We start from the raw sequence: 26,037 nt of genomic DNA, 5'->3' as shown, positions 1-26,037 counted from the left end.
TGGGGGGCGTGGTTGGCGTCCGTAGCTCATCAGGATAGAGCGCCGGTTTCCTAAACTGGAGGCAGCAGGTTCGAGTCCTGCCGGGCGCGCCACGCTCATCCCCCGATCTGCTATGAATAATCGGCCCCGGATGGCTGTCGCCCTCTTCAGGGTGTTGGCGCTGTTGGTGCCGGCCGGTTGACTTGTGCAGCATCAATCGCCGCCGGGCGCGGCGTGGATGTTGGCACATTGACGGGGGCCGGTGTCGCAGCGGCGGGCGCAGCACCCGCACGCGGGCCCGGCGTGGGAGCGGCCGCCGCCGGCGGCACGCCGGGCGTGGCATCGTCGCCGGTGTTCAAGATCACGGGCAGCCCGTCGCGCCCACCGATGATGATGGTCTTGGCATTGGTGGAGGTGGCGAAGCTCTGCGTCGCCTCGATCCCGCGCAGGCGCAGATATTCCGGGGTGATGGTACGGGCCACGATGTCCTGGAACTGGCGGATACCCTCCGCCTCGATGCGCTTGCGTTCCTTTTCCTTCTCCTCCCGCGCGATGCGGAATTCATATTCCTGCATCACCTGCTCCTGCTCCGCCTTGCGCTCGATGGCCTGACGGACCGTCAGCGGCAGGGTGACACCGGAGACCAGCACGTCATCGACATGGATCAAAGGCATGCGCAGCGGATTGCCGTCGCTGTCACGGTCATTGCCGACGGGGAAGTCGATCTTGGCCTGCTGTTTGAGGAAATCCTGTATCTCCTCCCGGTTCACCGAATAGAAATTCTCCGGCGAATGGCGGGAGACGAACTTGTACAGCAGGCTGGCGATTTCCGGCTGGACCAGGGTTTCCACATAGTCTGGGCCCGCCAGCTTGTGCAACAGGCCGGCGGCCGTGGGGTGGACGCGGTACCGCAGCGCCACCTCCACCTTGATGGCCAGACCATTGGCGGCCACCGCCTCATACTCGCGCACGAAACTGCGCAGGCGGACATCATAGAGGGTCACCTTGTCCCAGGGCGGGATCAGGTGGGCCCCTTCCGCCAACACATGCTCGGTCATGGTGCCGCCCAGGAACCGCAGCCACAGCACGCCGACCGACCCCGCCGGCACCTCCACCACCATCTGCGGGGCAACCGCCAGCAGCGCCAGCAGGAAGGTCAGCACCAGGGCATAGAGCGAGACGGCGCGTTCCTTCGCCCAGGCATGCAGGCGCCGCCGGAGGGGAAGACGTTGGGTGTTGGCGGGCGCCAGCGTGGCGTCGGTCATCGCGGGTCAGTCCCGCCCTTGGATCTTGTAATGCGTTCCCGGCCGGGTGATGGCCTGGATGACGAAGGAGATGAGGGGCGTGATGAAGATCGCCAGCAGGAAATGCCCGATGAAGCCGAAGGCGGACTTGCGGCCCATGAAGCCGCACACCGCGCAGGCCAGCCCATAGATGATAAGGACGATCAGCAACATGGGGTTTTGACCTTCATCGCCAACGCGAAGACGATACTGTGCCGCAGGACAGGGAAGCCGGCAATGCCGGACCCCCTGTCCCGATGCCGGTTGCGCAATCAGGCCGCAGCGGCGGGGGCGGCGGGTTCATCCGCCTTCTTGCCGCGCACCTTGTTGTACTGGCTCACGAAATATTCCTTCACCTTCTCCGTATCGAAGGTCAGGAAGGTGCCGCCCGACGCGAAATGCTGCTGGAACACCTTGCCCACCGCATAGGTGAAGGCGGCGTTGAAGCCCGGCAGGGCCACCCAGCGATAGGCGGTGCCGATCACCGGGATGCTGGCCACCAGGGCGCTGAGCCCCGTGCTGGCCACGGCCTTGGGCGCGATGGTGGCGAACAGGGTGGCGATGGCCGGGCGCACCAGATCGGCGCGGAAATCCTGGCCATAGACCTTGGCCAGCTCGCGCACCAGGTTCAGCTGCACGCCGGCCAGGGCGGCACTGTCCAGCAGGGCGATGGGCACCACGACGGTGGCGGCCCCGGCCAGGACATGGTTGCGGATGATGGTGGCGGCATGGGCGGCACGCGCCGCGTCCAGGTCGGAATTGTCGGCGGCCGCAGCCGCATTGGCCTCGGCAAAGGCCTGGGCGGTGGCGGGATCGGTCGCGACCACGGGGTCGACGGCCGGATCGGTCTGGTCCTTCTTGGTTACCATGTCAGTGCGCTCCAGTAAGAACGTGGGTGGCAGCAGGCCCGTACCCGGCATGGATACCGGCCCTGTTCTCGGCCCCTGATCGACGGTCCGCGCTGGAAGGCAGCCTTTTCCGGCCAGCGATACCGAACAATGGGCTAACCAATGGTCTGGTCATAGTCAAAACCTTTCTCGACAGTCCAATTAACAATAAAATTAACAACTTGACGTTCTGATCACGCCGCCTCGCCCTTATCCGGCGGATGCGCGGACAGCGGGCGATGACCCGCCCGTTCCAGCCTGCCCTCATTCATGTGGTAGGCGCGGTCGGCCAGGTGGAACCAGCGGTCGTCATGGGTGACGCAGATGACGATCTTGCCCCGCGCCCGCAGCTCCGGCAGCAGTTCCTCATAGAAAATCTTGCGGAAATGCGGGTCCTGGTCGGCGGCCCATTCATCCAGCACGATGACCTTCTTATCCTCCAGCCACGCCACCACCAGGGCCAGGCGCTTGCGCTGGCCGGTGGACAGGCTGGTCGTGCTGAAGCAGCCATTGATGATGGACACCTTGTCCCGCATCTCCAGCCGTTCCAGCAGCGGCGCCACCTGTTCGTCCGTCACGTCCCCCACGCCGTAAAGCCGGCGGGACAGGTGATAGTCGGAAAAGATGGCCGAGATATTGTCGCGCCATTCCTGCATCCGGCCGGCCGGCACCGGCCGGCCATCGACCAGCAGCGCCCCCTGGTCCAGCGGCATCAGCCCGGTCAGCAGACGCAGCATGGTGGATTTGCCCGACCCGTTGCCGCCGGTGATGAAACTGATCTCACCCGCCCGGAACTCCGCGTCCAGCGGCCCGACACTGAACAGCGGGTTGCCGCTGTCATCGCGATAGGCAAAGCCGGCCCCCGACAGGGCGATGCGACCGGGATCGGCGAAGCCCGTCCCGTCCGCATCGGCATTCACCGCCGTCTGGCCGGAACGCGACGCCGCCTCGCGCAGGCGCCCTTCCATGCCCTCGATATTGGCCAGCGCCATTTCCGCCTGGGTCAGCATGGGCGTGACGAAGGACACGGTGCTGACCGGGCCCACGATGAACAGGGCGGCCGTCGTTGCCGGCACCACCACATTGTGGAAATCCGTGGTCAGCAGGGGCACGGCGAAGACCATCAGCCCGATCAGCGTATAGAACATCACCTCGATCAGGGAGAAATTGCGTCCCCACTGGGTCTTGGTGGCGATGTTGACGCGACAGGCCCGGGCGGACGCACGGCCGATGGCCTCCACCAGCGCGTCGGCGCGGCCCCGGCTCATCCGTACTTCCTTGAAGCCGCGCAGCAGGTCGGTCAAGCCATCGAACACGGCCGCCTCCGCCGCGGCATTCTCCTGCAATTGCTTGCGGAACCCGTGCATGCGGGCATAGCGCACGGCCACGGCCAGACCGGCGAATCCGAAGGCCATGATGCTGGCCACCGGCGACAGCCAGGTGAGGTAGAAGGCCAGGAACAGCAGCATCACCGCCTGCTGCACCCCGATCACCAGCAGCGGCAGGATGCTGCCCAGCGCCTGTGTATCCTGCACCAGCACGCCATTCAGCGCCGCGCGGCCGATCTTCTCCACCGTCACCAGATCCGACCGGCGCACGGCATCGAACAGGCGCAGCCGGAACCCGTGGATCAGCCGTTCCGCATCGTGGGAGGCGGTGATCAGGGTGACATTGTGGCTGATCCCGAACAGGGTGATGGTGACGACATACATCAGCACCAGCCGCAGGCCGGGTTGCCCCTCGGCCTGCGTCGCCACCGTCGCCGCCTGCACCAGCCACAACAGAGTGGCGGTGGTGACGGCCGACAGCACGTTCATCCAGGTGACCAGCCGCAAATTCTCCGGGATTTCCCGCAGGATGACGCGCGCCAGATTGGAATTGAGGGGGGAGCGGATCATGCGGCCACCCCCTGCCCGGCGAATGGCGGCGGTACCGGCAGTTCGGACAGGCGCCCTTCCTCCATATGCAGGCGGCGGTCGGCCACGTCGAAATAATGGTCATCATGGGTGACGGCGATGATGGTCAGGCCGCGTTCCTTCAGGGCCGGGACGATCTCGCGATAGAATTTATGCCGGAAATGCGGGTCCTGGTCGGCGGCCCATTCATCCAGGATCAGGATCGGCTTGCCCTCCAGCAGGGCCGCCACCAGTCCCAGGCGCTTGCGCTGCCCGGCCGACAGGTCGCGCCGCCCGAACCGGTCAACCCGCAGTTCTGTCACCTTCTCCATCTCCAGCCAGGACATCAGCCGGTCGGCCTCGTCCGCATCGGGATGCGGCGTGCCATAGAGCCGGGCGAACAGATGGAAATCGGCGAACACCGTCGCCATGTTCTCCCGCCATGCCGCCAGCCGGTCGGTCCCCACAGCCACCCCATCCAGTGACAGCCGGCCGGATGAGGGCCGGTAAAGTCCCGTCAGCAGCTTTACGAAGGTGGATTTGCCGGACCCGTTGCCACCGGTGATGAACACCACCTCGCCCCGCCGCAGGGTCAGGTCGAAGGGACCCACGGCGAAACCCGCCTCCCCGTCACGGGCAGGAAAGGTGAAGGACACCCCCTCCATGGTCAGTTCACGGAAATCGGCGGGCAGGGGCTGTCCCGACCCATCGCTGCCCGTCTCCGCCAGTACCGCCAGTTGCGGTTCCAGTTCCAGCATGCGGCCGGCGGCGGCCTCGGCCGCACTCATGATGGCCAGCGACTGCATCAGGCCGAAGACCGGCGCCGACATGAACAGCACGGCCGCCGCCACCTGCGCCATCTGGGTGCTGAAGCCCTTGGCATAGACCGGCGCCACGAAGATCACCAGGCCCAGCATCAGGTTGAAGGCCATCTCCCCGAAGATGAATTGCTGCCAGCTATGCATGTGCACGACATTGCGTGCGGCAACGGTACGGGCCGACGCGTCGGCGAAAGCCTCGTTCAGGCCATCGCTGCGCGCGGCGTTCAGGCGCTGTTCCTTGAAGCCGTCGAACAGGTCCGACACCCCCTCGAACAGTTCCGCCTCCTCCGCCATCAACCGCTTCTGCTGCGCCTGCAGCTCCCGCCCCAGGCGGATATAGGCCCAGGTGCCCAGCGCCAGCAGCCCGCCGATCAGCATGAAGGCCAGACCATTGATCAGCGCCACATAGACCAGGATGGCCAGCGTCAGCAGCATCGATTGCAGGGTCAGGGCCAGGAACTGCGAGTTCTGGGAAATGGTCTGGCTGGCCTGGCTGATGCTCTCGAACAGCGGCGTCTGGCCGAATTTCTCCAGCTTCAACAGGTCGGCATGGCGCACCCGGTCCAGCAGGCGCAGGCGCAGACCGTCCACCACCTCCTCCAGGTCGGTGGCCATGCGGCGCACCAACCGGACCTGGCACAACCAGAACCCGCCCAGTGCCGCGACGAACGCCAGACCCAGGGGCAGATCGACGAAATCCGCCTTCTGGGCCGCGATGTTCTGGGCGGCCGCGTTGACGATGGCCAGCACGATGGTACTGCTCAGCGCCGACCCGGCGGCCGCCAGCAGCAGCCGGCGCATCGGCCGCGGCCCCAATCGTCCCAGAAGGCGCAGAAGGTTCATCGGATCAGGCCGCCTTGTCCAGGCCGGGCAGCGCGGTTTCCGCCACCCGGATGCGCAGCACATGGCGCTTATAGTCGGCGAAGGGGCTGCGGCCATGCAAGGCCTCGTGGTTGTTCAGCACCTGCAGCCCGTCGGCCGGCATATGGACGCTGACCAGCTTCTCCTGCCTGCCTACCTCCGCATTCAGGATGGACAGGGCCCGGCGCAACTCCGCAGTGTCGTATTCGGGATAAAGTTCCAGCCCCTTGCGCAGCGTGTCGGTGCGGAAGCGCACGGCCGGCCGTGCACCGAAAATGGGGGCGAAGGTGACCTCCACCTTGTCGGCCGTGCCCGTCTCCGTGAACACGGCCGGGATGCGGAAAGGAAGGTCGCGTCCCGTCAGATATTCCATGGCCCAGCGCCCGTCATCGCTGGCCGACAGCGCGTCGCGCAGGCAGCCCAGGTCGCGTGAGGTGGAAATGCCACCGCCGCACGCAGCCGGCACAATGAAATACAGCATCATGTAGCGTTCGGGCCGGGCGAAATACTGCGTGTCGGTATGCAGGTCCGCCTCGAACGGATGTTCGGAGAAGGTGGAAACGCTGTTGTTCTTCACTTTCTCCTCCCGCACCTTCACATCCCAGACGACGCGTCGATCCACCTTGTCGGTGGCCGTGGGCAGGCCCAGGCTGGCCGATAGCGCGAACATCAGCGCCGACCGCGTGGGCACCGGCAGCCCGTCCAGGCCCAGCCGGGGAACCACCACGGCGCTGTAATCGCCCTCCAGCCGGTCGCGCAGCTCGGCCGCCAGATCGGACAGGTAGGGGGCACGGGTCGCCAGATCGGCACGCAAGGTACTTTCCCGTTCCGGCGGCACCAGTGTCGCGGGGTCCACCTGCCCGCCGTAATGGTCGGCCAGCACCGCCAAAGCGGCGTCTACCTGGGTGCGCTCGATGGGGGCAACGGCGAACTCCCCGGTACGGGGACCAAGATCGCGCAGGTGGGTCAACAGTCTGGTTGGCATCGACATGGCGTTCACCTTCGACATCCGGATCATGGCTTCACGTGAAAAGGGTCAGGGCCGCCGCCACCATGGCGGACTGGCCGTCGCGCGGCAGGTCGGGCCAGCCGACCCCCAGCCGCGCCAGGAATTGCTGGGTACGGGCCGACGTGACCTCCAGCCGGCGGCCATTGGCCTGCGGGGAGATGCCGCGGTGCAGGCCGAACCCGTCCAGGATGACAGCCAGCGCCTTCTCCATCTCCGGCAGATCCACCGCATCGGCGACCCTGTCCAGGAAGGTGGCGAAATCGACCGCCGCCACCCGCCCGCCGGCATCGGCACCGGTGATGAAGCCGGCCAGCGTGTCGCGTCTTGCATGCTCGACATGGTGGGTCAGGTTGGCCAGGGCCGGTGCCTCGGCCAGCGCCAGCACGGCCTGGGCCGCCACATCGACATGACAGAGCCAGAGATGCGAATCGTCCGGCACGGCCCCCAGCCGGGCCAACGCCCCCATCAGGCGGAAAAAGGCGTTCTGCGCGATATTACGCTGCAAGGGTCCCCCATCAGCGGCGAAGACGACATTGCCGACGCGATGAATGGATGCGTTGGTCAACCGGTCACGGGCGCGCATGACCAGCCGTTCCGCTTCCTGCTTGCTGCGGACATAATAATTCTCGTCCAGCTCGGCGGGCACGGGATCATACTCGCTGAACAGGTGGAACCCGTCTTCCGGCGGCCGGCCGCAAACTGAAATGGTGGAAACCAGATGCAGGTCGGCCGTCGCCCCGCCATGGGCCCGGCCGCGCCGTTCGGCCAGATCAGCCAGATGGCCCGTCGCCTGCACATTGTCGGCCAGGAAGTCGCGATAGTGGCCGACATGGCTGACATTGGCGGCGGAATGCAGGATGGCATCCACCCGTTCCGCCAGCCCGGCAAAGCCGCCCTCCCCCAGCCCCAGATCGGGACGGCGCAGGTCGCCGGCGCGCACCTGCAGACGGGGATCGGCCAACAGGGCGGCGGCCTTGTCCGCGCCGAAATAATGGCCCAACGCCCCTTCCAGCCGATGGCGGGCGGCGGCGTCATCGGCGGCACGCACCAGGGCCGTCACTTCCCGCCCCGACCGGGACAGCAGCCCGCGCAGCAGATAGGTGCCCAGATAGCCGGTGCCGCCGGTCAGCAGCACATGGCCGTATTCGGCCCGCCGGGTCAGGTCCAGTCCGGCAAAGCCCTGGTTGCACGCCGCATAGGCGGCCAGGGTCCGGACCAGGGCCCCGTCACGCGCCGCCTCATAGGCGGGCAGCCCGTCGCGATATTCTTGCCAATGGCGCCCCGCCGCCTGGATCTGGTCGCGCAGATGGTCGGCGCGCGGCCGGCAGGTACGGGCGAAATCGGCCAGCACCGGATTTTCATACAGATCGTTGATACGCACGCTGTAATGCCGGCGTAGACGGGTAATGGTGGCGATGGCCCGCAGGCTGTCGCCGCCCAGGTCGAAGAACCTGGCGTCGCGCGACAGGTCGGGCCGGCCCAGGATGTCCGCCCACACCTGCGCCACCGCCTGTTCCACCGGCCCTTGCGGTGGATTGCGCGCGGCGTTGCCTGGGGCACCGGTACTGGACAGATGCTCTTCCAGCAGGGCCAGCAGCGCCTTGCGGTCGATCTTGCCCGCCAGGTTGACGGGCAGGGCCGGCAGCGCCAGCACCCCGGCCGGGATCATGTAGTCCGGCAGGCTGGCGCCCAGGAACGTCGGCCAGCCGACCAGGTCGGGCATTTCCCCCGCCCCCGGCACCACGAAGCCCCACAGGCCCTGCGATCCATCGGCGGCCTTGCGCAGCAGGACGGCAGCCTGGCGCACCGACGGATGGCGGGACAGGGCCTGCTCGATCTCACCCAGTTCCACGCGCTGACCGCGCAGCTTCACCTGACCGTCGGCCCGGCCCAGCACCACCAGTTGCCCGTCGGCGCGCCAGCGGCCCAGGTCGCCCGTGCGGTACATCCTGCCATGGGGCGTGTCGTGGAACGCCTGTTGCGTCAGGTCGGGGCGGTTCAGATAGCCGATGCCGACGCCGGCCCCGCCGATCCACACCTCCCCCACCGAACCGGGCGGAACCCGTTCGCCCTGTCCATCCAGGATCAGGATGACGCTGTTGGGCAGCGGCCGGCCGGCCGGCAACGGATCATCGCCGGGATCGACCCGGCCGATGGTGGCCGCCGCCGTCGTCTCTGTCGGGCCATAGCCGTTGAAATAGGCAAGGCGCGCCGCATAGAAACGGGCATCGGCCGGCACCGGCGCCTCGCCCACCGTCATCAGGAAGCGCAGGGCCGGGAATTCCGCCTGTTCGAACAGGCGCAGGTAGGAGGGCGCCATGGACGCCATGGTGACGCCCAGACGGTGCAGCTTGTCCTTCATGCCGGACAGGTCATCCATCTCCGCCTTGGTCACCGGCACGATGGCGCCGCCACCGGCCCAGGCCATCAGCAGGTCAGAAATCCACAGATCGAAGGAAGGCGAGGCGATCAGCAGCGCCCGATCATCCGGCCCGGCACCCGTCAGATGCGCCAGACCCAGCGCCAGATTGACCAGCCCGCCATGGGACAGGACCACGCCCTTGGGCGTACCGGTAGAACCGGAGGTGTAAAGGATATAGGCGGGGCTCTGTGCCGGGACGTCCAGCGCCGGCGGGCAGGTGTCGCCATCCGTCATGTCTTCGGGCCGCAGCAGGGTGCAGCCACCGTCCAACAGCACCGCCGGCGGGGTTAGCCCGTCCAGCACCAGCAGGATGTCCAGCCCCGCGTCGCCCACCACGAAACGCAGCCGGTCGCCGGGCAACCCATGGGTCAGCGGCAGGTAACACCCCCCGGCCTTCCACACGGCCAGCGCCACCATGGGCAGCATGGCGGAGCGGTCGGTATAGACACCCACCGGCTGACCGGGCCGCACGCCACGGGCGCACAGCCCATGGGCCAGCGCATTGGCCTGCCTCTCCAGTGCCGCATAGGACAGGATGGTGCTGTCGGTGACCAGCGCCGGCCGGGCCGGCTGGCGCGCCGCAATGGTGCTGAACAAGTCCGCGACGGTACTGGCGGGCGGCAGCAGCACCGGCCCCCGCTCCCACAGCGCCAGCAGGTCCCGTTCCGCCGGCAGCAGCCGGGGCGGCGGGGCGGCAGGGTTTTCCAGCAGGCAGAGCGCCTGGCCCACCAGCCCCTTCAGCCAGGATAGGGCCGTGCCCCGGTCATAAAGGTCGGCATTGACGAACCAGGAGAGCGACAGGCCGCCATCATCCAGCCCCTCATGCACCAGCACCATGTCCTGGGCCGGGGCATTGTGGCGCAGATCATAGGCGATGGTCCCCGGTCCCGGCAGCGCCATCGCATCGGCAGGAACGAAGCGGAGGTCGCTTTCAGCCCCCTGCCCTTCCTGCATCGCCGGGTTCTCCGTCACCGCGATGTCGAACAGCGGATAGCGGGCAGGATCGGCCAGCGACGGATGGTCCCGCCGGAAGTCCCGCGCGATGCGGGCAAACGGATAGGCGCTGTGCGCAAGGGCCTTGGCCAGGGCGGCGCGGGTGGCGGCAATCGCCGCCCCCGCATCCGTCACCCCAGACAGATGGAAGGGCAAGGGCAGCAGCGTCACATAATAGCCGACCACATCGGCTTCGGCCGCACTGGCCCGGGTGCTGGCGGCGGTGCCCAGCAGGAAGTCGGTGCGCCCCGTGCGCCGCCGCACCTCCAGCCCCATCAGGGTCAGCAGCAGGGCGTGCAGGCTGGCACCGTGCGTCCGGGCCAGAAGGCGAAGGCCTGCCGCCTGGGCCGGTTCCAGGCACAGGCGCAGCAGATGGCTGCCCCGGCCGGCCCCGGCGGCACGCACCATGGGGCGCGGCCGGTCGGTCGGCCAGTCGGCAAAGGCCTCTTCCTCCCGCCGGACCAGTCCGCCCAGCGTGTCGCGCCACCAGTCGCCATCCTGCCTGCCGGCGGGACCCAGCAGGTGCGCCCGCTCCCGTCCCGCGCTGTCTGCGAAACCGGTCACGGTTGATGGAAGGTCATAACCCTTCAGCAGGGCGGAAAGGTCGCGCACCAGCACGCCCAGCGACGTGCCGTCACCCACCGCATGGTGCAGGGCCAGCCAGAAGATCGGTCGGCCATTTTCCACCCACACCAGCCCGGCCCGCCACAGGGGGCCGGTCGCCATGTCGAACAATTGCCCCTGCCGCTCCCGAATGGCGGCCAGGGCGGACGACGCATCGGCAGCATGGTCGATGCCGAAGCGGCCTGGACTGTCAGCCGACACCACGCGGCGCAGGATGTCACCCTCATCCTCCAGACTGTACCGGGTGCGCAACGCCGCATGCCGTTCCACCAGGGCTGCCCAGGCCATGTGCCAGGCATCGTCGCCGGGGACAGGGCCGTCAACGCCCAGGGTCAGGCTGATGGTGAAGCCGCGGGTTTCCAGTCCGGCCTGCTGGGCCGTCCAGAATTCCCGCTCCCCCTCCGTCGCGATGTCACTGGACACGGCCTGCAGCACCGGGATGGGCGTGGCCAGATGGTCCGCCACGCGGGCGGCGAAACCGGCGAGGGTCGGGTCGGCAAACAGCAGGCGCGCCGGTACCGGCACCGATAGCTTTCCTTCCAGCCGGTTGCACAGCGCGATGGCCAGCAGGCTGTGGCCGCCCAGGCTGAAGAAATCATCTTCGCGATGCACGGTTCCCGCGCGCAGCAGGTCGGCCCACAGGCCGGCGATCTGCTGCTCCAGTCCCGGCAGGGGCGGGGTGCCGGCGGGGCGGGCGGTATCGCCCAGCCTGGACAGCAGCGCGGTGCGGTCGATCTTGCCCGACGGCATGACGGGGATGGCATCGACCGCATGGATGGCGGCCGGGATCATGTAGGGCGGCAGGATATCCGCCAGGAAATGGCGCCAGCTGGCCGCATCGGGCAGGTCGATGCCCGCGTGCGTGCGGATGAAGGCCCACAGCGCCTGCCGCTCCCCAGCCTTGCCTTCCACCAGGGCCACGGCCTGGGTCACGGCGGGATGGCGGCCGATGGCAGCCTCAATCTCGCCCAGCTCAATCCGGATGCCATTCAGTTTCACCTGCTGGTCGATGCGGCCCAGCACCTCCAGCCCGCCATCGCCGCGCCAGCGGCCCAGATCGCCCGTGCGGTAGCGACGGCCCTCCGGCAGCGTGACGAAGGCGGCCTTGGTCAGGTCGGGCCGGTTGAGATAACCGCGCGCCAGACCGGCACCGGACAGCCAGACCTCCCCCACCGCCCCCGGCGGCAGGGCAATGCCCGTGACCGGCTCACGGATTTCCATCCCCATATTGGGTAGGGGCCGGCCGCAATCCAACCGTTCAGGCCGATCAGCCGAGAGGCGGCCCATGCTGGTGGTGATGGAGGCTTCGGTGGGGCCATAGGCGTTGAAATAGGCTTTATCGCCGGCCAGCCGCGCCACGTCGGCCGGCAATGGCGCCTCCCCGCCGGTCACCAGGATACGCAGACCCGACAGGCTGTCGCTGTCCAGCAGGCGCAGATATGTGGGCGTCAGATCGGCCAGCGTGATGGCCCGGTCGCGGATCAGGGCGGCGACGCGCGCCGGCTGGTCCAGCAGATCGGCCGGCAGGGGACACAGGGCCGCGCCAGCGGCCAGCGGGATGGCGATATCGGACAGTGACACATCGAAGGACGGGGCCGCAAAGCCCAGGCAGCGGTCATCCGATGTCAGCCCATAGGTCTCCACCGCCCCCAGCGCCAGATTCAGATAGCCGCGATGGGCCACCAGCACACCCTTCGGCTGCCCGGTGGAACCGGAAGTATAGAGAATATAGGCAAGATCGTCCGGTCCGGTCACGATATCCGGCCGGATTTCAGGCATGGACGGGTCCGTTTGTGCCATATCGATGCAAGGCAGCCCGATCCCGGCCGGCGGTTCGATCCCATCCAGCGCCAGCAGCGCCACAGCCCCGGCATCCGCCGCCATGAAGCACAGCCGGTCGGCCGGCAGATCGGCGGTCAGCGGCAGATAGACGGCCCCCGCCTTCCACACGCCCAGCATGGCGGCGGCCAGGTTCACCGACCGGCGGGTCAGCACCGCCACTACCTGTCCCGGCCCCACCCCGGCCGCGATCAGGCGGTGGGCCAGGATATTGGCCCGCCGGTCCAGCTCGCCATAGCTGACATCGCCGTCGCCGGTCAGCAGCGCCGGGCGCCCGGCCTGTCCCGGCCGATCCACCACAGCCTCGAACCAGCGGGTGAAACTCTGGGCCGGACGGGGCCGCGCCGGGCCCGTCTCCCAACCGGCCAGCAGGGTGCGCTCCGCCGGCAGCAGGGCCGGCAGATCGGCGCCGGCACCCTGGGTCGCCAGCCAACGCGCCGTTTCCACCAGCCCTTCCAGCCAGAAACGGGAAATGTCGGCATGATACAGCGCGGCATTCATCTGCCAATCCAGCAGCAGCCCGCCATCGGCCAACCGTTCATGGGTCAGCACCATGTCCTGGCCCGGCGGGTTGGGCATGGCCTCATAGGCGATACCGTCCTCGGGCAGGGACAACAGCCGGCCCAGGATCAGCCCGCCCGCAGCAGGACGGGGCGGCACCGGGTTCTCAGTGATGGCGATGTCGAACAGCGGATAGCGGCCGGGCTGGCGCGCGCCGGGATGGGCGGCCCAGAAATCATGATAGAGCCGGGCGAACGGATAGCGCCCATGGGCCAGTGCCGCCGACAATCCATCGGCCGTGCGGCGCAGCAGCGGGGCGAAATCCCGGCCGTCAACGCCCTGGAATGCCAAGGGCAGCATGTTGACGCCATAATGGGGCACGGCCGCCTCCGCCGCCGTTTCCGGCACCGTGGCCGTGGTGCCGATCAGGAAATCGGCCCGCCCCGTGCGCCGATGCACCAGATGCGCCAGCATGGCCAGCAGCAAGGCGTGCAGGCTGGCGTCGTGCTGGCGCGCCAGGGCCAGCAGGGGTTGCGTCTGGGCCGCGTCCAGCCGGGCCAAATGGCGGTGGCTGCCCACGGCACTCGTGCCGCGCGGCAGGTCCAGCGCCCAATCCTCGAACGCTGCGGGGGGCAAAGCTGTCAGCCGATCATGCCACCAGCGCGCATCCGCCGCCGCCTCACCACCGGCCAAATAGGCCTGTTCACGCGCCGAAATGGTTTCCGGCGTGGCGGCGGGCGGGGGCAGGGTCTTGCCATCCAGCAGGGACAGCAACTCGCCCAGCAGCACGCCGAACGACCGGCCGTCGCCCGTGGCATGGTGCTGGGCCAGCCAGAACAGCCATTCATCACCATCCGCCACCCGCACCAGCCCCACCCGCCAGATAGGGCCCTGCGCCAGATCCAGCGGCTGTGCCTGCCTGGCGCGGATATGGGCCAGGGCCAGGGCCAGATCGGCGGCCTCCGCCAGTTCGAACCGCCGGCCGTCGTCCTCTTCTTCCAGGATATCGCGATAGAGGATGCCATCCTCCCCCTCGCGCAGGCGGCAGCGCAGTACCGGATGGCGGGTCACCAGCGTTCCCCAGGCCGCCCGCCAGGCGGCGATATCGGGCACGGGGCCCGATACGCGGCGGATCAGCGGCATGGTGAAGCCGCTTGTGTCCAGCCCGGCCTTCTGCGCCGTCCAGAACTCCCGCTCGCCTTCCAGCGCGCGCCGCCCATCAAAGCCGGGTTTGACCTCCGTGCCGACGCTGACACCCAACCGGGCCGCGAAATCGGCCAGGACCGGAGCCGCGAACAGGTCGCGCGCCGACACCGGCCGGCCCAGCCGGGCCGCCAGACGGTGGGCCATGGCGATGGCCAGCAGGCTGTTGCCACCCAGGGCGAAGAAATTCTCCCGCCGCGCCGGCAGGGCGATGCCCAGCAGTTCCGCCCACAGGCCGGCAATATCCTGTTCCAGGCCCGGCCGGGCCGGGCTGCGGTCCAGGGGCGTGGGCCGGGCCATCACCGGCGGCAGCGGCGCATCGGCCAGCAGGCCGGACAGCGGCAGCGCCGACAGGTCCGGCCGGTCGGCCAGCAATGCCGCCCGCTCCAGCAGCCCGTCCAGCCAAGCGCCGGCGCTCTCGCGGCTGAACAGGGCGGCGTTGGCATGCCATTCCAGCGCGATGGCGCCATCGGCCAGCGCCTCATGGATCAGCAGCAGGTCCTGGCCATGGGCGCTGTGGGTCAGCTCATAGCCGTCGCCATCGGCCGCCAGACGCTCCAGACGCAACGCGCCGCCCCAGGGCGGGGATTGTGGATTCTCCGTCATGGCGATGTCGAACATCGGAAAGCGCAGCGGATCGCGCAGTTCCGGCCGGCGACGCCAGAAATCGCCATAGAGCCGGGCGAACGGATATCGCGCATGCTGCAACCCGCCGGCCAGGGCGCGCTGCGCCGCCAGGAAAAGGTCGGATAAGGGAGCGTCCGGGTCCAGGCGCAGCGGCAAAGGCAGCATATTGACGCCATAGCCGATCAACCCCGCCTCTCCCGCATCCTCGGGCGTGGAGACGGTGGTGCCCAGCACCAGATGGTGGCGGCCCGTGCGCCGCACCGCCTCCACCGCCAGCAGCGACAGCAGCAGCGCATAGGGGCTGACCGCATGGCGGCGGGCCAAGGCACGCAGGCATTCCGCCTGATACGGCGACAGCAGTGCCTGGAACCGATGGGTCGCAACCACCGCCCCCATCTGGCGGGGGAAATCCAGCGGCAACGGGTCGAAGGCTGCCGCGGGCAAGCCGTCCAGCGCATCGGCCCACCAGGCGGCGTCCGCCGCCAGGTCGGGCCCCGCCAGATAGGCCTGTTCACGCCGCGCCGACCCGGCCGGATCGGCCGTCAGCGGGGGCAGGTCCAGTCCTTGCAGCAGCGCCGCCAGTTCGGCCATGAGAATGCCCAGCGATCGCCCGTCGCCGATGGAATGATGCAGCGACAGCCAGAACAGCCAGCCTCCATCCGCCGCCACCAGCATCAGCCCGGCCCGCCACAGGGGCGGGGCCGCCATATCGAAGGGCGCCATCTGCCGGGCACGGATATGGGCCAGCGCCGCCGCCTGATCCGGTGCGGCATCCCATTCCAGCCCGCCGATGGCCGGCCCAGCGCGGCGGCGCAGCTTTCCCGCGCCATCCGGCGCGAAACACAGGCGCAGGGCCGACTGGCGCGCCGTCAGCACGCGCCAAGCCGCCTCCCAGCGTGACCGGTCCGGCATCGGGCCGACCACGCGACGGATGGTGGGAACGATATGGCCGGACGTGTCCAGCCCCACCTGCTGCGCCGTCCAGAATTCCCGCTCTCCCTCCGTCGCCAGGTCATCCTCCAGCGGGGAGGACGGCGCCCGGTCGGGGGATGCCGCTGCCAAACGGGCGGCGAAGGCCCCAAGGGTGGGGGCGGCGAACAGGTCGCGGGGAGAGACCGGCCGCCCCAGCAGCGGCGCCAGCCGATGCGCCATGGTGACCGCCAGCAGGCTGGTCCCGCCCAGGGCAAAGAAATCATCCTCGCGCGCCACGGGCGGACCATCGCCCCGGCCGCCCAGCAGGGATGCCCAGCCATCGGCGATGCGCTGTTCCAGGGCACCCTGCGGTCTGGTGCGCATCTGCGGCACCCCCTGTTCCTGGGCGTGGTCGCGCAATACTGCCAGCAGGCGTCGGCTATCGACCTTGCCATTGGGCGTCACCGGAATGCCAGGCACGGCGATGATGGTGGCCGGCACCATGTGCGGCGGCAGGCGGCCGGCCAGGAAGCCGCGCCATTCCTCGTTAGTCAGGGGTGCCGCACCGTCCCTCAGATGCACGAAGCCGCGCAGCAGCTTGGTGTCGCCCGCCCCCTTGTCCACGATCACGGCGGCCTGACGCACGGATGGATGGGCCTGAAGCTGTTGTTCGATCTCTGCCGGTTCCACCCGCTGGCCATGCAGTTTTATCTGATGGTCGATGCGGCCGGCCAGTTCAAGATTGCCCTCGGCCGACCAGCGGCCCAGATCGCCGGAACGGTAGAAGCGGCCCTCGTCCGTGTCGATGAAGGCCTTGGCCTGCTGCTGCGGATTGTTCAGATAGCCGCCACCGACCCCGATACCGCCCAGCCACACCTCACCCGTCACCCCAGGCGGCACGCGCGTTCCGTCGGCGCGGCGGATGGAGATGATGTCGCCCGGCAGGGGGCGGCCCACATGCAGGGCGCGGTCGCGCGGGTGATCGGGACCGATCCGGCCCAGGGAAACGATGATGCTGGTTTCCGTAGGGCCGTAGCAGTTCCAGAAATCGATGCCGGGATGGCGGGACACATCCTCGTGGCTGGGTGCCTCACCCCCGGTCAACAGCACGCGCAGGCAGGGCGGGAAGGGCTTGTCCTGACTGACCCGCAGATAGGAGGGGGCGTGGAAAGCGATGGTGACGCCCAGGTCGCGGTAAAGATCCTTCACCGCCCAGGGGTCCTCGCGCTCCGCCCTGGTCACCGGCACCAGCGGCAGCCCGTGCAGCAGCGCCAGCCCCATTTCCCACAGCGAGGCATCGAAGGCGGGGGTGGCGACTAGGGCCACGCGATCTTCCGGCCGCTGGCCCGCCGCTTCCAGCGTCGACAGCACGGCATTGACCATGCCGTCATGCCGCACCCGTGTACCCTTAGGCGCGCCCGTCGTGCCGGACGTATAGATGATATAGGCCGTGGCTCCAACCGGCACGGTGATGGCAGGACGCGCGGCGGTTCCCGACAGCGTGTCCGGGCGGATCAGGACAACCCCGTCCGGCAGCCCATCCGGTACCTCCGTACCTGGCAGCAGCAGCAAGTGCCGCGCGCCGGCATCGTTCAGGATATAGGACACACGCTCCGCCGGCATCTCGATGGCCAGAGGCAGATGCACGCCGCCCGCCTTCCAGATGCCCAGCGCCGCCGCCGGCAGCCAGGGACCATTATCGGCCAGCACTCCCACCGGCTGTTCCGGGGCGATCCCCACCGCCAGCAGAGCGGCGGCGATACGGTTGGCGCGGGCATCCAGGTCACCATAGCTGACGCTGCCGGTGCGGGTGATGACCGCCGGGCTGTCGGGTGCGGCATCGGCAATGGCCTCCACCAGCCGGTGGGCCGGCAGCGGCCGGCGAGGCTGGTCGGACCCGCGTTCCACCACGGCCAGACAGTCACGCTCCCCATCGCTCAGGTCGGGCAGGGGCGCATCCAGGCGGGCCGCATCCTGGGACAGCCATTCCGCCCAGCTGGCCAGTGCTGCCAGCCAACTCTGCGCCGTCGTGGGATGGAACAGGGCGGCGTCCCACACCAAGCCGAGAATGACGCCGCCATCGTCGGCCGGCTCATGATGGAAGGACAGGGCCAGGCCTGCCGCGGGCAGGGCGCCGTCACCGGGCAGGGTAACCGGCGACAGGCTGTGGCCCGTGACCGGGTCACGGGTTAAACGCGGTGGATTGGCCGTCAATGCGATGTCGACCAACCCCATCCGCCCGGAGGGCCGCAGATCCGGCTGGTGCTGGCGCAGATCGTGCTGGATCAGCCCGGCGGGGTAGAGCCCATGGGCCACGGCCCCGGTCAGCGCACCCTGCGCTTGCCCCAGCGCCTGCGCCAGGGTCTGGCCTTCGGACGCGGTCAGGGCCAGGGGCAGCAGGTTGACGAAATGCCCAACCTGATCCTCGGTCCCGGCGGGGCGGGTGGCGATGCCGCTGCCCAGCAGCAGATGGCGCCGGCCCGTGCGCCGCCTTATCTCGCTGGCCAGCAGGGCCAGCAGCAGCGCATGCAGCCCCGCCCCATGCCAATTGGCCAGCCGGGTCAGCCGTTCCGCCACCGATGCATCCAGCACATGCTGGAAGGGGATGGCGGGACGGGCGTCGCCGTCATCGCGCCGGTCGGTGGGTGGCCCCTCAAACGCATCCGGGCCGAGTGCCGCCAGGCGGCCCAGCCAATAGTCGCGATCACGCCCCGCCAGGGGGGAGGCCAGATGACGCCGCTCCATCCGGCTGGCCAGTCGGGGGGCGTCCAGGGCCGGCGGCAGGGTCTGACCGGTCAGCAGCGAGAGCAGATCCTGCTGGATGCGGTTGGCCGACATGCCGTCGGCCAGGGCGTGATGCAGCACGAACCAGAACAGCAGATCTCCATCCGCCACACGGATCAGACCGGCGCGCGACAAGGGCGGTCGGGTCAGGTCGAAGGGCTGCGCCGTCCGGTCCGCCATGAAGCGGCCGGCCTCTGCCTCCGTCGTGAAGCGGCTGGTTTCCAGCACGACATCCAGCGCCGGATCATCGGTCGCCAGCGTGCGCAACCGCACCAAGCCCGCATCATCGGTGAACAGACCCGTGCGCAGGGCCGGGTGATGGCGCAGCAGCGTCGTCCAGGCCGTCTGCCACCGCACCGCGTCGGGAACGATGCCCGACAGACGCAGCACCCGTCCGATATGCGATCCGGCGGGCGGCAGGCCCAGGCTGGCCGCGACCCAGAAATCTGTCTGGCCGGCGGTGGCCGGCGGCGTGGCGTCGCCATCGGCCGGGTCCGCGGTATCCCCTGCCCTGTCTTCCAGCAGCAGGGCCAGCGCGGCGATGGTCAGGCTTCCCAAGATGTCGCGCACGGTGGCGGGCAGCCCGGCCGCCTGCAGCTTTTGCCCTACCTGAATGGCCAGCAGGCTGCTGCCCCCCAGGCGGAAGAAATCATCCTCCCGGCCGATATCGCCCGCATCCAGGCCCAGCGCACCGGCCCAGACGGCAGCGATGGTGGTTTCCACCGCCCCCTGCGGCGGCCTGCCCGCCCCACGACGGGCGGTCCAGTCAGCTTCCGCCAGGGCCAGCAAGGCCGGGCGGTCCACCTTGCCGGCACTGGCAATGGGCAATGCGGGCAGCACCAGCACCAGGGCCGGCACCATATAGGCGGGCAGCGACGCCGACAAAAAGCCGGGCCAATCCTTTCCCGTCAGGTCGGTGCCCGGCTTCGGTTCCACGAAACCCACCAGGCGGCCGCGATGTTGCACCACCACGGCGCCGCGCACCCCGCCCTGGGCCAGCAGCGCCTGTTCCACCTCGCCCAGCGCCACGGCCTGACCGGACACCTTCACAACGTCGCCCAGACGGCCCAGGGCCAGCAACTCCCCTTCCGCCGTCCAGCGCCCCAGATCACGGGTGCGGTAGGCGCGGCCGAAGCGGGTCTGGACAAAGGTTTCCGCCGTCAGGGCCGGTTGGTTCAAGTACCCGCGCGAGGCAGCGGGGCTGATCACGTAAATCTCCCCCTCCGCCCCCGGCGGCACCAGATCGCCATCCGCGTCCAGCAGCAGGATGGTGGCGTTGGGGAAGGGCCGGCCGCTGGGCAGCGCACCGTCACCATCGGGATCGACCCGATGCATGCCGAAGGTGCCGCACAGTTCCGTCGCGCCATGCATGTTCCAATAGGTCACATGCCGCGCATAGTGGCGGGCATCGGCCACGTTGGGCCGCTCGCCCGCCGTCATCACCAGACGCAAACCGTCCGGCACCGCGCCGCCCAGCAGCCGCAGGTATGAGGGCGTGAACAGCGCCACGCTGACCCGCCGCCGGGCCATGCTGTCCAGCAGGTCGGCCGGCCGATCCAGCAGCGCGCGCGTCGTCGGCACCCAGGCGCAGCCCAGCGCCAGCGGCAGGCACAGTTCACGAAACCCCAGGATGAAACCGGGGGAGGAGGACAGAAGCAGCCGGTCCGCCGCCCCGATACCCTGGGCCAACGCATGGCCCAAGGCCATGTTCTGGCAGGCATCATGCTGGATCAGAACACCCTTGGGCTGGCCTGTGGAGCCCGACGTGAACAGGATGGCGGCCAACTGTCCTGGATGGCAGGGCAGATCGGGCCGGGTTTCATCGCCATTCTCGACATCTGCCGGTTCCAGCACCCGAACGGGGCGGCCTGCACCCTTCTCCGCCAGGGCCGCCAGCAATTCCGCCGGCGGCCGGTGCCCGTCCAGCGCGATCAGCAGCCGCATGCCCGACTGTGCCGCCATATTGGCCAGACGCTGGGCTGGCAAATCGACGAGCAGGGGCACATAGGCGCCGCCCGCCTTCAGGATGCCCAGATAGGCCGCCGGCAATCCCGCCGACCGGTCCACCAGCACGCCAACCGGTTCCTCCACCGCCAGATCCAGCCGCAGCAACGCATGGGCCAGCCGATTGGCGGCGACATCCAGTGCCGCGACACTGACAATGTCGTCCTCGCCGATCAGGGCGGGGCTGTCGGGCAGATCGTCGGCTCTGGCTTCGAAGGATTGATGCAGACAAAGCGGGGGCAGCGACAGGCGCGCGCCATGGCAGAAATCCGGCAGGCGCGGATCCATGGACACGGCGTTCAGGCTGTCCGGCATCGCGTTCCCCTACTGGCTTGGCTGCCACCGTCATGTCCGGCTTAACCCTGCCGGCTTATACCTTACCTAACCAAAAGCGGTGGCAACATACTCGTCCAATGCGGGAAGTCAATGATAAAAATATTACCGATAAATGCATTAACGAGAATAAAATACACCCTGCGCACGTACTAAAGGTGTGTGTGCGCTGCCGGCGGATGTGCTGCGGTTGATGGGCTCAGCGTAGAGCTATTGAAAACACGGCCAGTTTCGGCGTCACCCGGTGACCTTGTCACATGTGTACGCCTTTGGATGTCGGTTTGGCGGACCGGCGGCGCCGGTATGCCCAAGCCAGATCACCGACAGGCGGCGTGGCGCAATGGTCAATGAATGCCGGAGCCGATCCGACATTCAGAATTGGCAGCGTGGAAAAGAAAGTGAAATAAACCGAATGTGAATGGGCGATATGATGGCAGGGAATTACTGCGCTGGCTTTGTAAATCCCTGCCTTTATCGCCGTCCGCCCGCCGCGCGCCGCGGTGCACCGGTCCCCCAGCCGCGGCGGCCATCCTCATCAAACAGCTCCGCCAGCTTCTCCATCACCGTGCCGCCCAGCTGTTCGGCATCGATGATGGTGACGGCGCGGCGGTAATAGCGGGTGACATCATGGCCGATGCCGATCGCCACCAGTTCAACCGGGCTCTTGGTCTCGATCCAGTCGATCACGGCGCGCAGGTGCTTTTCCAGATATGAGCCGTTATTGACCGAGAGCGTGCTGTCATCCACGGGCGCCCCATCGCTGATCACCATCAGGATGCGGCGCTGTTCGGGCCGGGACAGCAGCCGCTGGTGCGCCCACATCAGCGCCTCGCCGTCGATATTCTCCTTCAGGATGCCTTCGCGCAGCATCAGGCCCAGATTGCGGCGGACCCGGCGCCAGGGGGCATCGGCGCCCTTGTAGATGATGTGGCGCAGATCGTTCAGGCGGCCGGGCATGGGCGGCTTGCCGGCTGCGATCCAGCGTTCGCGCGACTGCCCGCCCTTCCAGGCGCGCGTCGTGAAGCCCAAGATCTCCACCTTCACGCCACAGCGTTCCAGGGTGCGCGACAGGATATCGGCGCTCATCGCGGCGATGGAGATGGGGCGGCCGCGCATCGATCCGGAATTGTCGATCAGCAGTGTCACCACCGTGTCGCGGAAATCCGTCTCATTCTCCCGCTTGAACGACAGGGGCACGGTCGGGTTGATGACGACCCGGGCCAGGCGGGCCGCGTCCAGCATCCCTTCCTCCAGGTCGAATTCCCAGGACCGCGTCTGTTTGGCCAGCAGGCGACGCTGCAGCCGGTTGGCCAGCTTGGAGATCACGCCCTGCAGATGCTGCAATTGCTGGTCCAGCATCAGGCGCAAGCGCGTCAGCTCGTCCGCATCGCACAGGTCGGCGGCATCCACCACCTCGTCGAAGGCATTGGTATAGGCCTTGTAAGCGCCGGCGTCGGGTTCGTTGCGGCCGCGTTCGGCACGCGGCGGATTGCCGGGATTGCCCGGCTCCTCCGACCCCTCGCCCTCGCTCAGCTCACCTTCGGCCTGCTCGCCATCCTCGCCCTCGGCGGCATCTTCCGACCGGCGCTGTTGCTGCTGCTGGTCCTGCATCTCCTGCGACTGGTCCTCGCCGGATTGCTGCTCACCACCCTGGCTGTCCATCTCCTTGTCGCTGTCGCCGGCGTCGGGACTCTCCGGCGCGTCATCCTGTTCGCCCTCGTCACTCTCGGGCTCCGCGCCGACATCCATATCCATGTCGGACAGCAGGCGGCGGACGGCACGGGCGTAGGAATCCTGGTCCTCCATGACCGCGCCCAGTTTGTCCAGGCCCCCGCCCAGCTTGTCGGCCACCTTCTGGCGCCACAGATCGATGGCGGCCCGCGCACTTTCCGGCGGCGGCGCCCCCGTCATGGCTTCGCGCGCCAGCAGACGCAGCACGTCAGGCACCGGCACCTGTTCGGGGTCGTTCAGCCGGTCGAAGCCCAGCTTGCGGTACTTCTCATCCAACGCGGCAGCAAGATTGCCGGCCACGCCCCGCATCTGCACGGCCCCGATCGCCTCCACCCGCGCCTGTTCCAACGCCTCATACGACAGGCGGGCCTGTTCGCTGACCGGCATGCGATTGGCGTGAATCCCGGCGTCATGGTGGCGCAGGCGCAAGGCCGCGGCATCGGCCGAACCCCGAACATGCGCCACTTCACGTGGGTTCAGATCGCGCGGCGGCAGCGGCACCCGCACGCGGGTGCCGGCCACACCCGCCGGTTCGGAGGAGAAACCCACCACCAGATCCTTGCGGTCCGCCAGGGCCCGCACGGTGGCGGTGGTGGCGCGCTTGAAGGTCTCAAGGGGGGATTCCTGGGTCATGATCCATCACGGGGGCTGGCGATTGTTGCCGGCAGGCGGCTGGGCCCAAAAGAATAACGGATGGGCATCGTCCCGCCCATCCGTTTTCCCGAAATCCGCCATGGACCCAAACCTGCGTCCAACGCCGGCCGTCAATTGCCGCCGGTCTGGATCTTCTGGTCCAGGGCATTACCCTGGATGCGTTGAGCGTCCGCCCGCTGCTCGCGGTTATACTCGTCCCATTCCGCCTTGGTCTTGCAGACCTTCTTGGCGGAGACGCGGGTGCCTGTCGGTTTGTCCGACTTGCATATCTGCTTGTCGTCATCATCCGTCTTCGCCGCCACCTCAGCACCGGCCGAGCCGGTCTGGGCCCAGGCGACCGCAAAGGGTTGGGCCGACAGCGCCATCGCCACCAACGCCAAGCCAAACTTGTTCATCGTCGCACTCTCCATATTTCAAATAGCTGCCCCAGGCCGGAGCCTAATGGAAACGGTGCGATGCGGCAATTGCCAGCCTGCAACGGCGCTGTCGCCAATCGCATAATTGGCAACAGGTCACAATGGAGAGCGAGCGAACCTGCCCGCCGATGGTTCATTGGGAAGCGGCGCTGCGCATATCCTGCGCTTCCCGCTGCAGACGCTCTGTTTCCGTGCGTCCGTTGGATTTGCGGCGCTGTTGCTGCAGCTGGGTCCATTCGGACTTGGTGCGGCAGGTCTTGGTCTTCGACAGTCGGGTGCCACTGGCCTTCTCGTCCGGCCGGCAGACCTCCCGCTCGTCGTTATTGGCCGGCGTCGTCGACGCAGCTGACGGCGTGACCGCCATCGGGTCATCCGCCGCAACCACCATCACGGGTTGCTGAATCAGCCAAAGGGCGATTATGGTCGACACCCAACTTTTCATATCCCTAGATTCCAATTCGCGTAAAGGTAGTTACCGCTACGTTATTGGAGATTGCAGTGGGTTTCAATGATTGGGTGTTTCTCCCCATCCGATCAGCTGATCATACCAGCGAGCCCTTGAAGGCGCCGGTCGGCAGTTCCTGGCCGAAACAGCGCTGGTAATATTCCGCCACGGTGGCGCGCTCGACCTCGTCACACTTGTTGAGGAAGGAAACACGGAAGGCGAAACCGACATCGCCGCCGAAAATGGCGGCATTCTGCGCCCAGGTGATGACGGTGCGCGGGCTCATCACCGTGGAAATGTCACCGGCGATGAAGCCGCTGCGGGTCATGTCCGCCAGACGGACCATGGCCGCCACGGTGCCGCGCTTCTCGTCCGTGTCGTAATCCGGCACCTTGGCCAGGACGATGCGCACCTCGTCGGCATGCGGCAGATAATTCAGGGTGGCCACGATGTTCCAACGGTCCATCTGGCCCTGGTTGATCTGCTGCGTGCCGTGATAAAGGCCGGTCGTGTCGCCCAGGCCCACCGTATTGGCCGTGGCGAACAGGCGAAAGGCCGGGTGCGGGCGGATGACCTTGTTCTGGTCCAGCAGGGTCAGCTTGCCTTCCACCTCCAGCACGCGCTGGATCACGAACATCACGTCGGGGCGGCCGGCATCATATTCGTCGAACACCACGGCGCAGGGATGCTGGAGCGCCCAAGGCAGGATGCCCTCGCGATATTCCGTCACCTGCTTGCCATCACGCAGCACAATGGCGTCCTTGCCGATCAGGTCGATACGGCTGATATGGCTGTCCAGGTTGACGCGCACGCAGGGCCAGTTCAGCCGGGCGGCCACCTGTTCGATATGGGTGGATTTGCCGGTGCCATGATAGCCCTGGATCATGACGCGGCGGTTGTAGGCGAAGCCGGCCAGGATGGCCATCGTCGTCTCGCGGTCGAAGCGATAGGCCTTGTCACGCTCGGGCACATGCTCGTTGGCCACGGAGAAGGCCGGGACGCGCATGTCGCTGTCGATGCCGAAAACCTCGCGCACGGAAACCGTGATATCGGGCAATTCGTGGGTGACCGTGCTGTTGGATGCCATGTCGGGAGCCATTCTTGCGCTGCTTCTGATCTCTGATGCCGGTGTCCGGGCGGCCTAATCCATCGGCTGGCCGCCGAACGCGGCTTTCAGCGTGGTATAGGCCTGATTGATGGATTTCAGCCTCTCCTCCGCCTCCTTCGCCCCGCCATTGGCGTCGGGGTGGTGAAGCTTGGCCAGCTGGCGATAGCGGGCCTTGATGGCGGGGAAGTCGGCGTCGGGTGGCAGTTCCAGCACGACCAGGGCGTCTTCCTCCGGCGTGCGGGGCCGGGGACCGGCGGCGCTGCGGCGGGCTTCACCCTGCTCCCCCGTCCAGTCGGCCCCGAAGGCGAAGCCGCCATTGAACACCTTGTCGCGGGTGCGCCGCTCATGCGTGCGCCAGTCGCCCATGGGCCAGGAGGGGCGCTGCCAGGTCGTGTCCTGGCGGACCTGCCGCTCGATCTCCGCCTGGCTCATGCCGGCATAATAGTCCCAGGATTTGTTGTAGTCCCGGACATGGTCCAGGCAGAACCAGTAATAGTCGTTCAGCCGGTCGCGGCCTTTGGGCGCCCGATGCTCCCCGGCCTCGCGACAACCGGGATGGTCGCACGCGCGCATCTGGGCGCGCGGGCTTTCCCGGAAATCGAAGGAGAGGTTGGGCCGGTTCTTCTGCATAACCAGCGGAGTATGGGAGGCAAGGGCGAAGCTGACAAGGACGCCGATGCCATCAGGCATCGACAGCCGGTCTGTC

The 26,037-nt window shown here is 67.9% G+C and carries 12 protein-coding genes and 1 tRNA gene; 1 reads left to right on the top strand and 12 read right to left on the bottom strand.

Annotated elements, in window-relative coordinates; genetic code table 11:
* Window positions 1-15 precede the first annotated feature (15 nt).
* Window positions 16-92 (top strand) — tRNA-Arg (locus AC1Q7F_RS17490).
* Window positions 93-146: 54 nt separating this feature from the next.
* On the opposite strand, the gene AC1Q7F_RS17485 is transcribed toward AC1Q7F_RS17490, so the two are convergent.
* The 12 genes from AC1Q7F_RS17485 to AC1Q7F_RS17430 form a co-directional block, all read right to left on the bottom strand.
* On the bottom strand, window positions 147-1,244 hold the full coding sequence (locus AC1Q7F_RS17485) for a prohibitin family protein (protein ID WP_492509143.1): 1,098 nt from the start codon (window positions 1,242-1,244) through the stop codon (window positions 147-149).
* Window positions 1,245-1,250: 6 nt separating this feature from the next.
* Window positions 1,251-1,436: a hypothetical protein gene (locus AC1Q7F_RS17480; protein WP_492509141.1), complete on the bottom strand. Its 186-nt coding sequence runs from the start codon at window positions 1,434-1,436 to the stop codon at window positions 1,251-1,253.
* A gap of 98 nt (window positions 1,437-1,534) precedes the next feature.
* Window positions 1,535-2,131, bottom strand: a complete 597-nt coding sequence (locus tag AC1Q7F_RS17475; protein WP_492509139.1) for a YcjF family protein — start codon at window positions 2,129-2,131, stop codon at window positions 1,535-1,537.
* Window positions 2,132-2,343: 212 nt separating this feature from the next.
* Window positions 2,344-4,047, bottom strand: coding sequence for a cyclic peptide export ABC transporter (locus AC1Q7F_RS17470; RefSeq protein ID WP_492509137.1), 1,704 nt, complete (start codon window positions 4,045-4,047; stop codon window positions 2,344-2,346).
* Window positions 4,044-5,666: a cyclic peptide export ABC transporter gene (locus AC1Q7F_RS17465; protein WP_492509135.1), complete on the bottom strand. Its 1,623-nt coding sequence runs from the start codon at window positions 5,664-5,666 to the stop codon at window positions 4,044-4,046. The genes AC1Q7F_RS17470 and AC1Q7F_RS17465 overlap by 4 nt, the downstream gene beginning before the upstream one ends.
* A gap of 46 nt (window positions 5,667-5,712) precedes the next feature.
* Window positions 5,713-6,717: a TauD/TfdA family dioxygenase gene (locus tag AC1Q7F_RS17460; RefSeq protein ID WP_492509133.1), complete on the bottom strand. Its 1,005-nt coding sequence runs from the start codon at window positions 6,715-6,717 to the stop codon at window positions 5,713-5,715.
* Window positions 6,718-6,748: 31 nt separating this feature from the next.
* Complete coding sequence (locus AC1Q7F_RS17455) at window positions 6,749-20,959, bottom strand: amino acid adenylation domain-containing protein (RefSeq protein WP_492509131.1); 14,211 nt, start codon at window positions 20,957-20,959, stop codon at window positions 6,749-6,751.
* A 489-nt stretch (window positions 20,960-21,448) separates the two neighbouring features.
* On the bottom strand, window positions 21,449-23,341 hold the full coding sequence (gene cobT, locus AC1Q7F_RS17450; protein ID WP_492509129.1) for a cobaltochelatase subunit CobT: 1,893 nt from the start codon (window positions 23,339-23,341) through the stop codon (window positions 21,449-21,451).
* Window positions 23,342-23,472: 131 nt separating this feature from the next.
* Complete coding sequence (locus AC1Q7F_RS17445) at window positions 23,473-23,757, bottom strand: hypothetical protein (protein ID WP_492509127.1); 285 nt, start codon at window positions 23,755-23,757, stop codon at window positions 23,473-23,475.
* Between the two features lie 154 nt (window positions 23,758-23,911).
* Entirely contained in the window at window positions 23,912-24,208 is a 297-nt protein-coding gene (locus tag AC1Q7F_RS17440) for a hypothetical protein (protein ID WP_492509125.1), read from the bottom strand.
* A 112-nt stretch (window positions 24,209-24,320) separates the two neighbouring features.
* Window positions 24,321-25,310 carry a cobaltochelatase subunit CobS gene (cobS, locus tag AC1Q7F_RS17435; protein WP_492509123.1) on the bottom strand — a complete coding sequence of 330 codons (990 nt, stop codon included), beginning with the start codon at window positions 25,308-25,310 and terminating at the stop codon, window positions 24,321-24,323.
* Between the two features lie 54 nt (window positions 25,311-25,364).
* A complete protein-coding gene (locus tag AC1Q7F_RS17430) occupies window positions 25,365-26,021 on the bottom strand; it encodes a J domain-containing protein (protein ID WP_492509121.1) in 657 nt (218 codons plus the stop codon).
* Window positions 26,022-26,037 lie beyond the last annotated feature (16 nt).

This window comes from Niveispirillum sp. GW835-FHT14G11, from assembly GCF_058793615.1.
Note: the sequence above shows the minus strand (reverse complement) of the source record. Positions and strands in the feature narration are given on the sequence as shown.

What these genes read in the sequence shown, in the direction of transcription:
- AC1Q7F_RS17485 (WP_492509143.1), bottom strand. Translation starts at nt 1,244, where the DNA reads ATGACCGACGCCACGCTGGCGCCCGCCAACACCCAACGTCTTCCCCTC.
- AC1Q7F_RS17445 (WP_492509127.1), bottom strand. Translation starts at nt 23,757, where the DNA reads ATGAACAAGTTTGGCTTGGCGTTGGTGGCGATGGCGCTGTCGGCCCAA.
- AC1Q7F_RS17465 (WP_492509135.1), bottom strand. Translation starts at nt 5,666, where the DNA reads ATGCGCCGGCTGCTGCTGGCGGCCGCCGGGTCGGCGCTGAGCAGTACC.
- AC1Q7F_RS17455 (WP_492509131.1), bottom strand. Translation starts at nt 20,959, where the DNA reads ATGCCGGACAGCCTGAACGCCGTGTCCATGGATCCGCGCCTGCCGGAT.
- AC1Q7F_RS17430 (WP_492509121.1), bottom strand. Translation starts at nt 26,021, where the DNA reads ATGCCTGATGGCATCGGCGTCCTTGTCAGCTTCGCCCTTGCCTCCCAT.
- AC1Q7F_RS17480 (WP_492509141.1), bottom strand. Translation starts at nt 1,436, where the DNA reads ATGTTGCTGATCGTCCTTATCATCTATGGGCTGGCCTGCGCGGTGTGC.
- cobS (WP_492509123.1), bottom strand. Translation starts at nt 25,310, where the DNA reads ATGGCATCCAACAGCACGGTCACCCACGAATTGCCCGATATCACGGTT.
- AC1Q7F_RS17460 (WP_492509133.1), bottom strand. Translation starts at nt 6,717, where the DNA reads ATGTCGATGCCAACCAGACTGTTGACCCACCTGCGCGATCTTGGTCCC.
- cobT (WP_492509129.1), bottom strand. Translation starts at nt 23,341, where the DNA reads ATGACCCAGGAATCCCCCCTTGAGACCTTCAAGCGCGCCACCACCGCC.
- AC1Q7F_RS17475 (WP_492509139.1), bottom strand. Translation starts at nt 2,131, where the DNA reads ATGGTAACCAAGAAGGACCAGACCGATCCGGCCGTCGACCCCGTGGTC.
- AC1Q7F_RS17470 (WP_492509137.1), bottom strand. Translation starts at nt 4,047, where the DNA reads ATGATCCGCTCCCCCCTCAATTCCAATCTGGCGCGCGTCATCCTGCGG.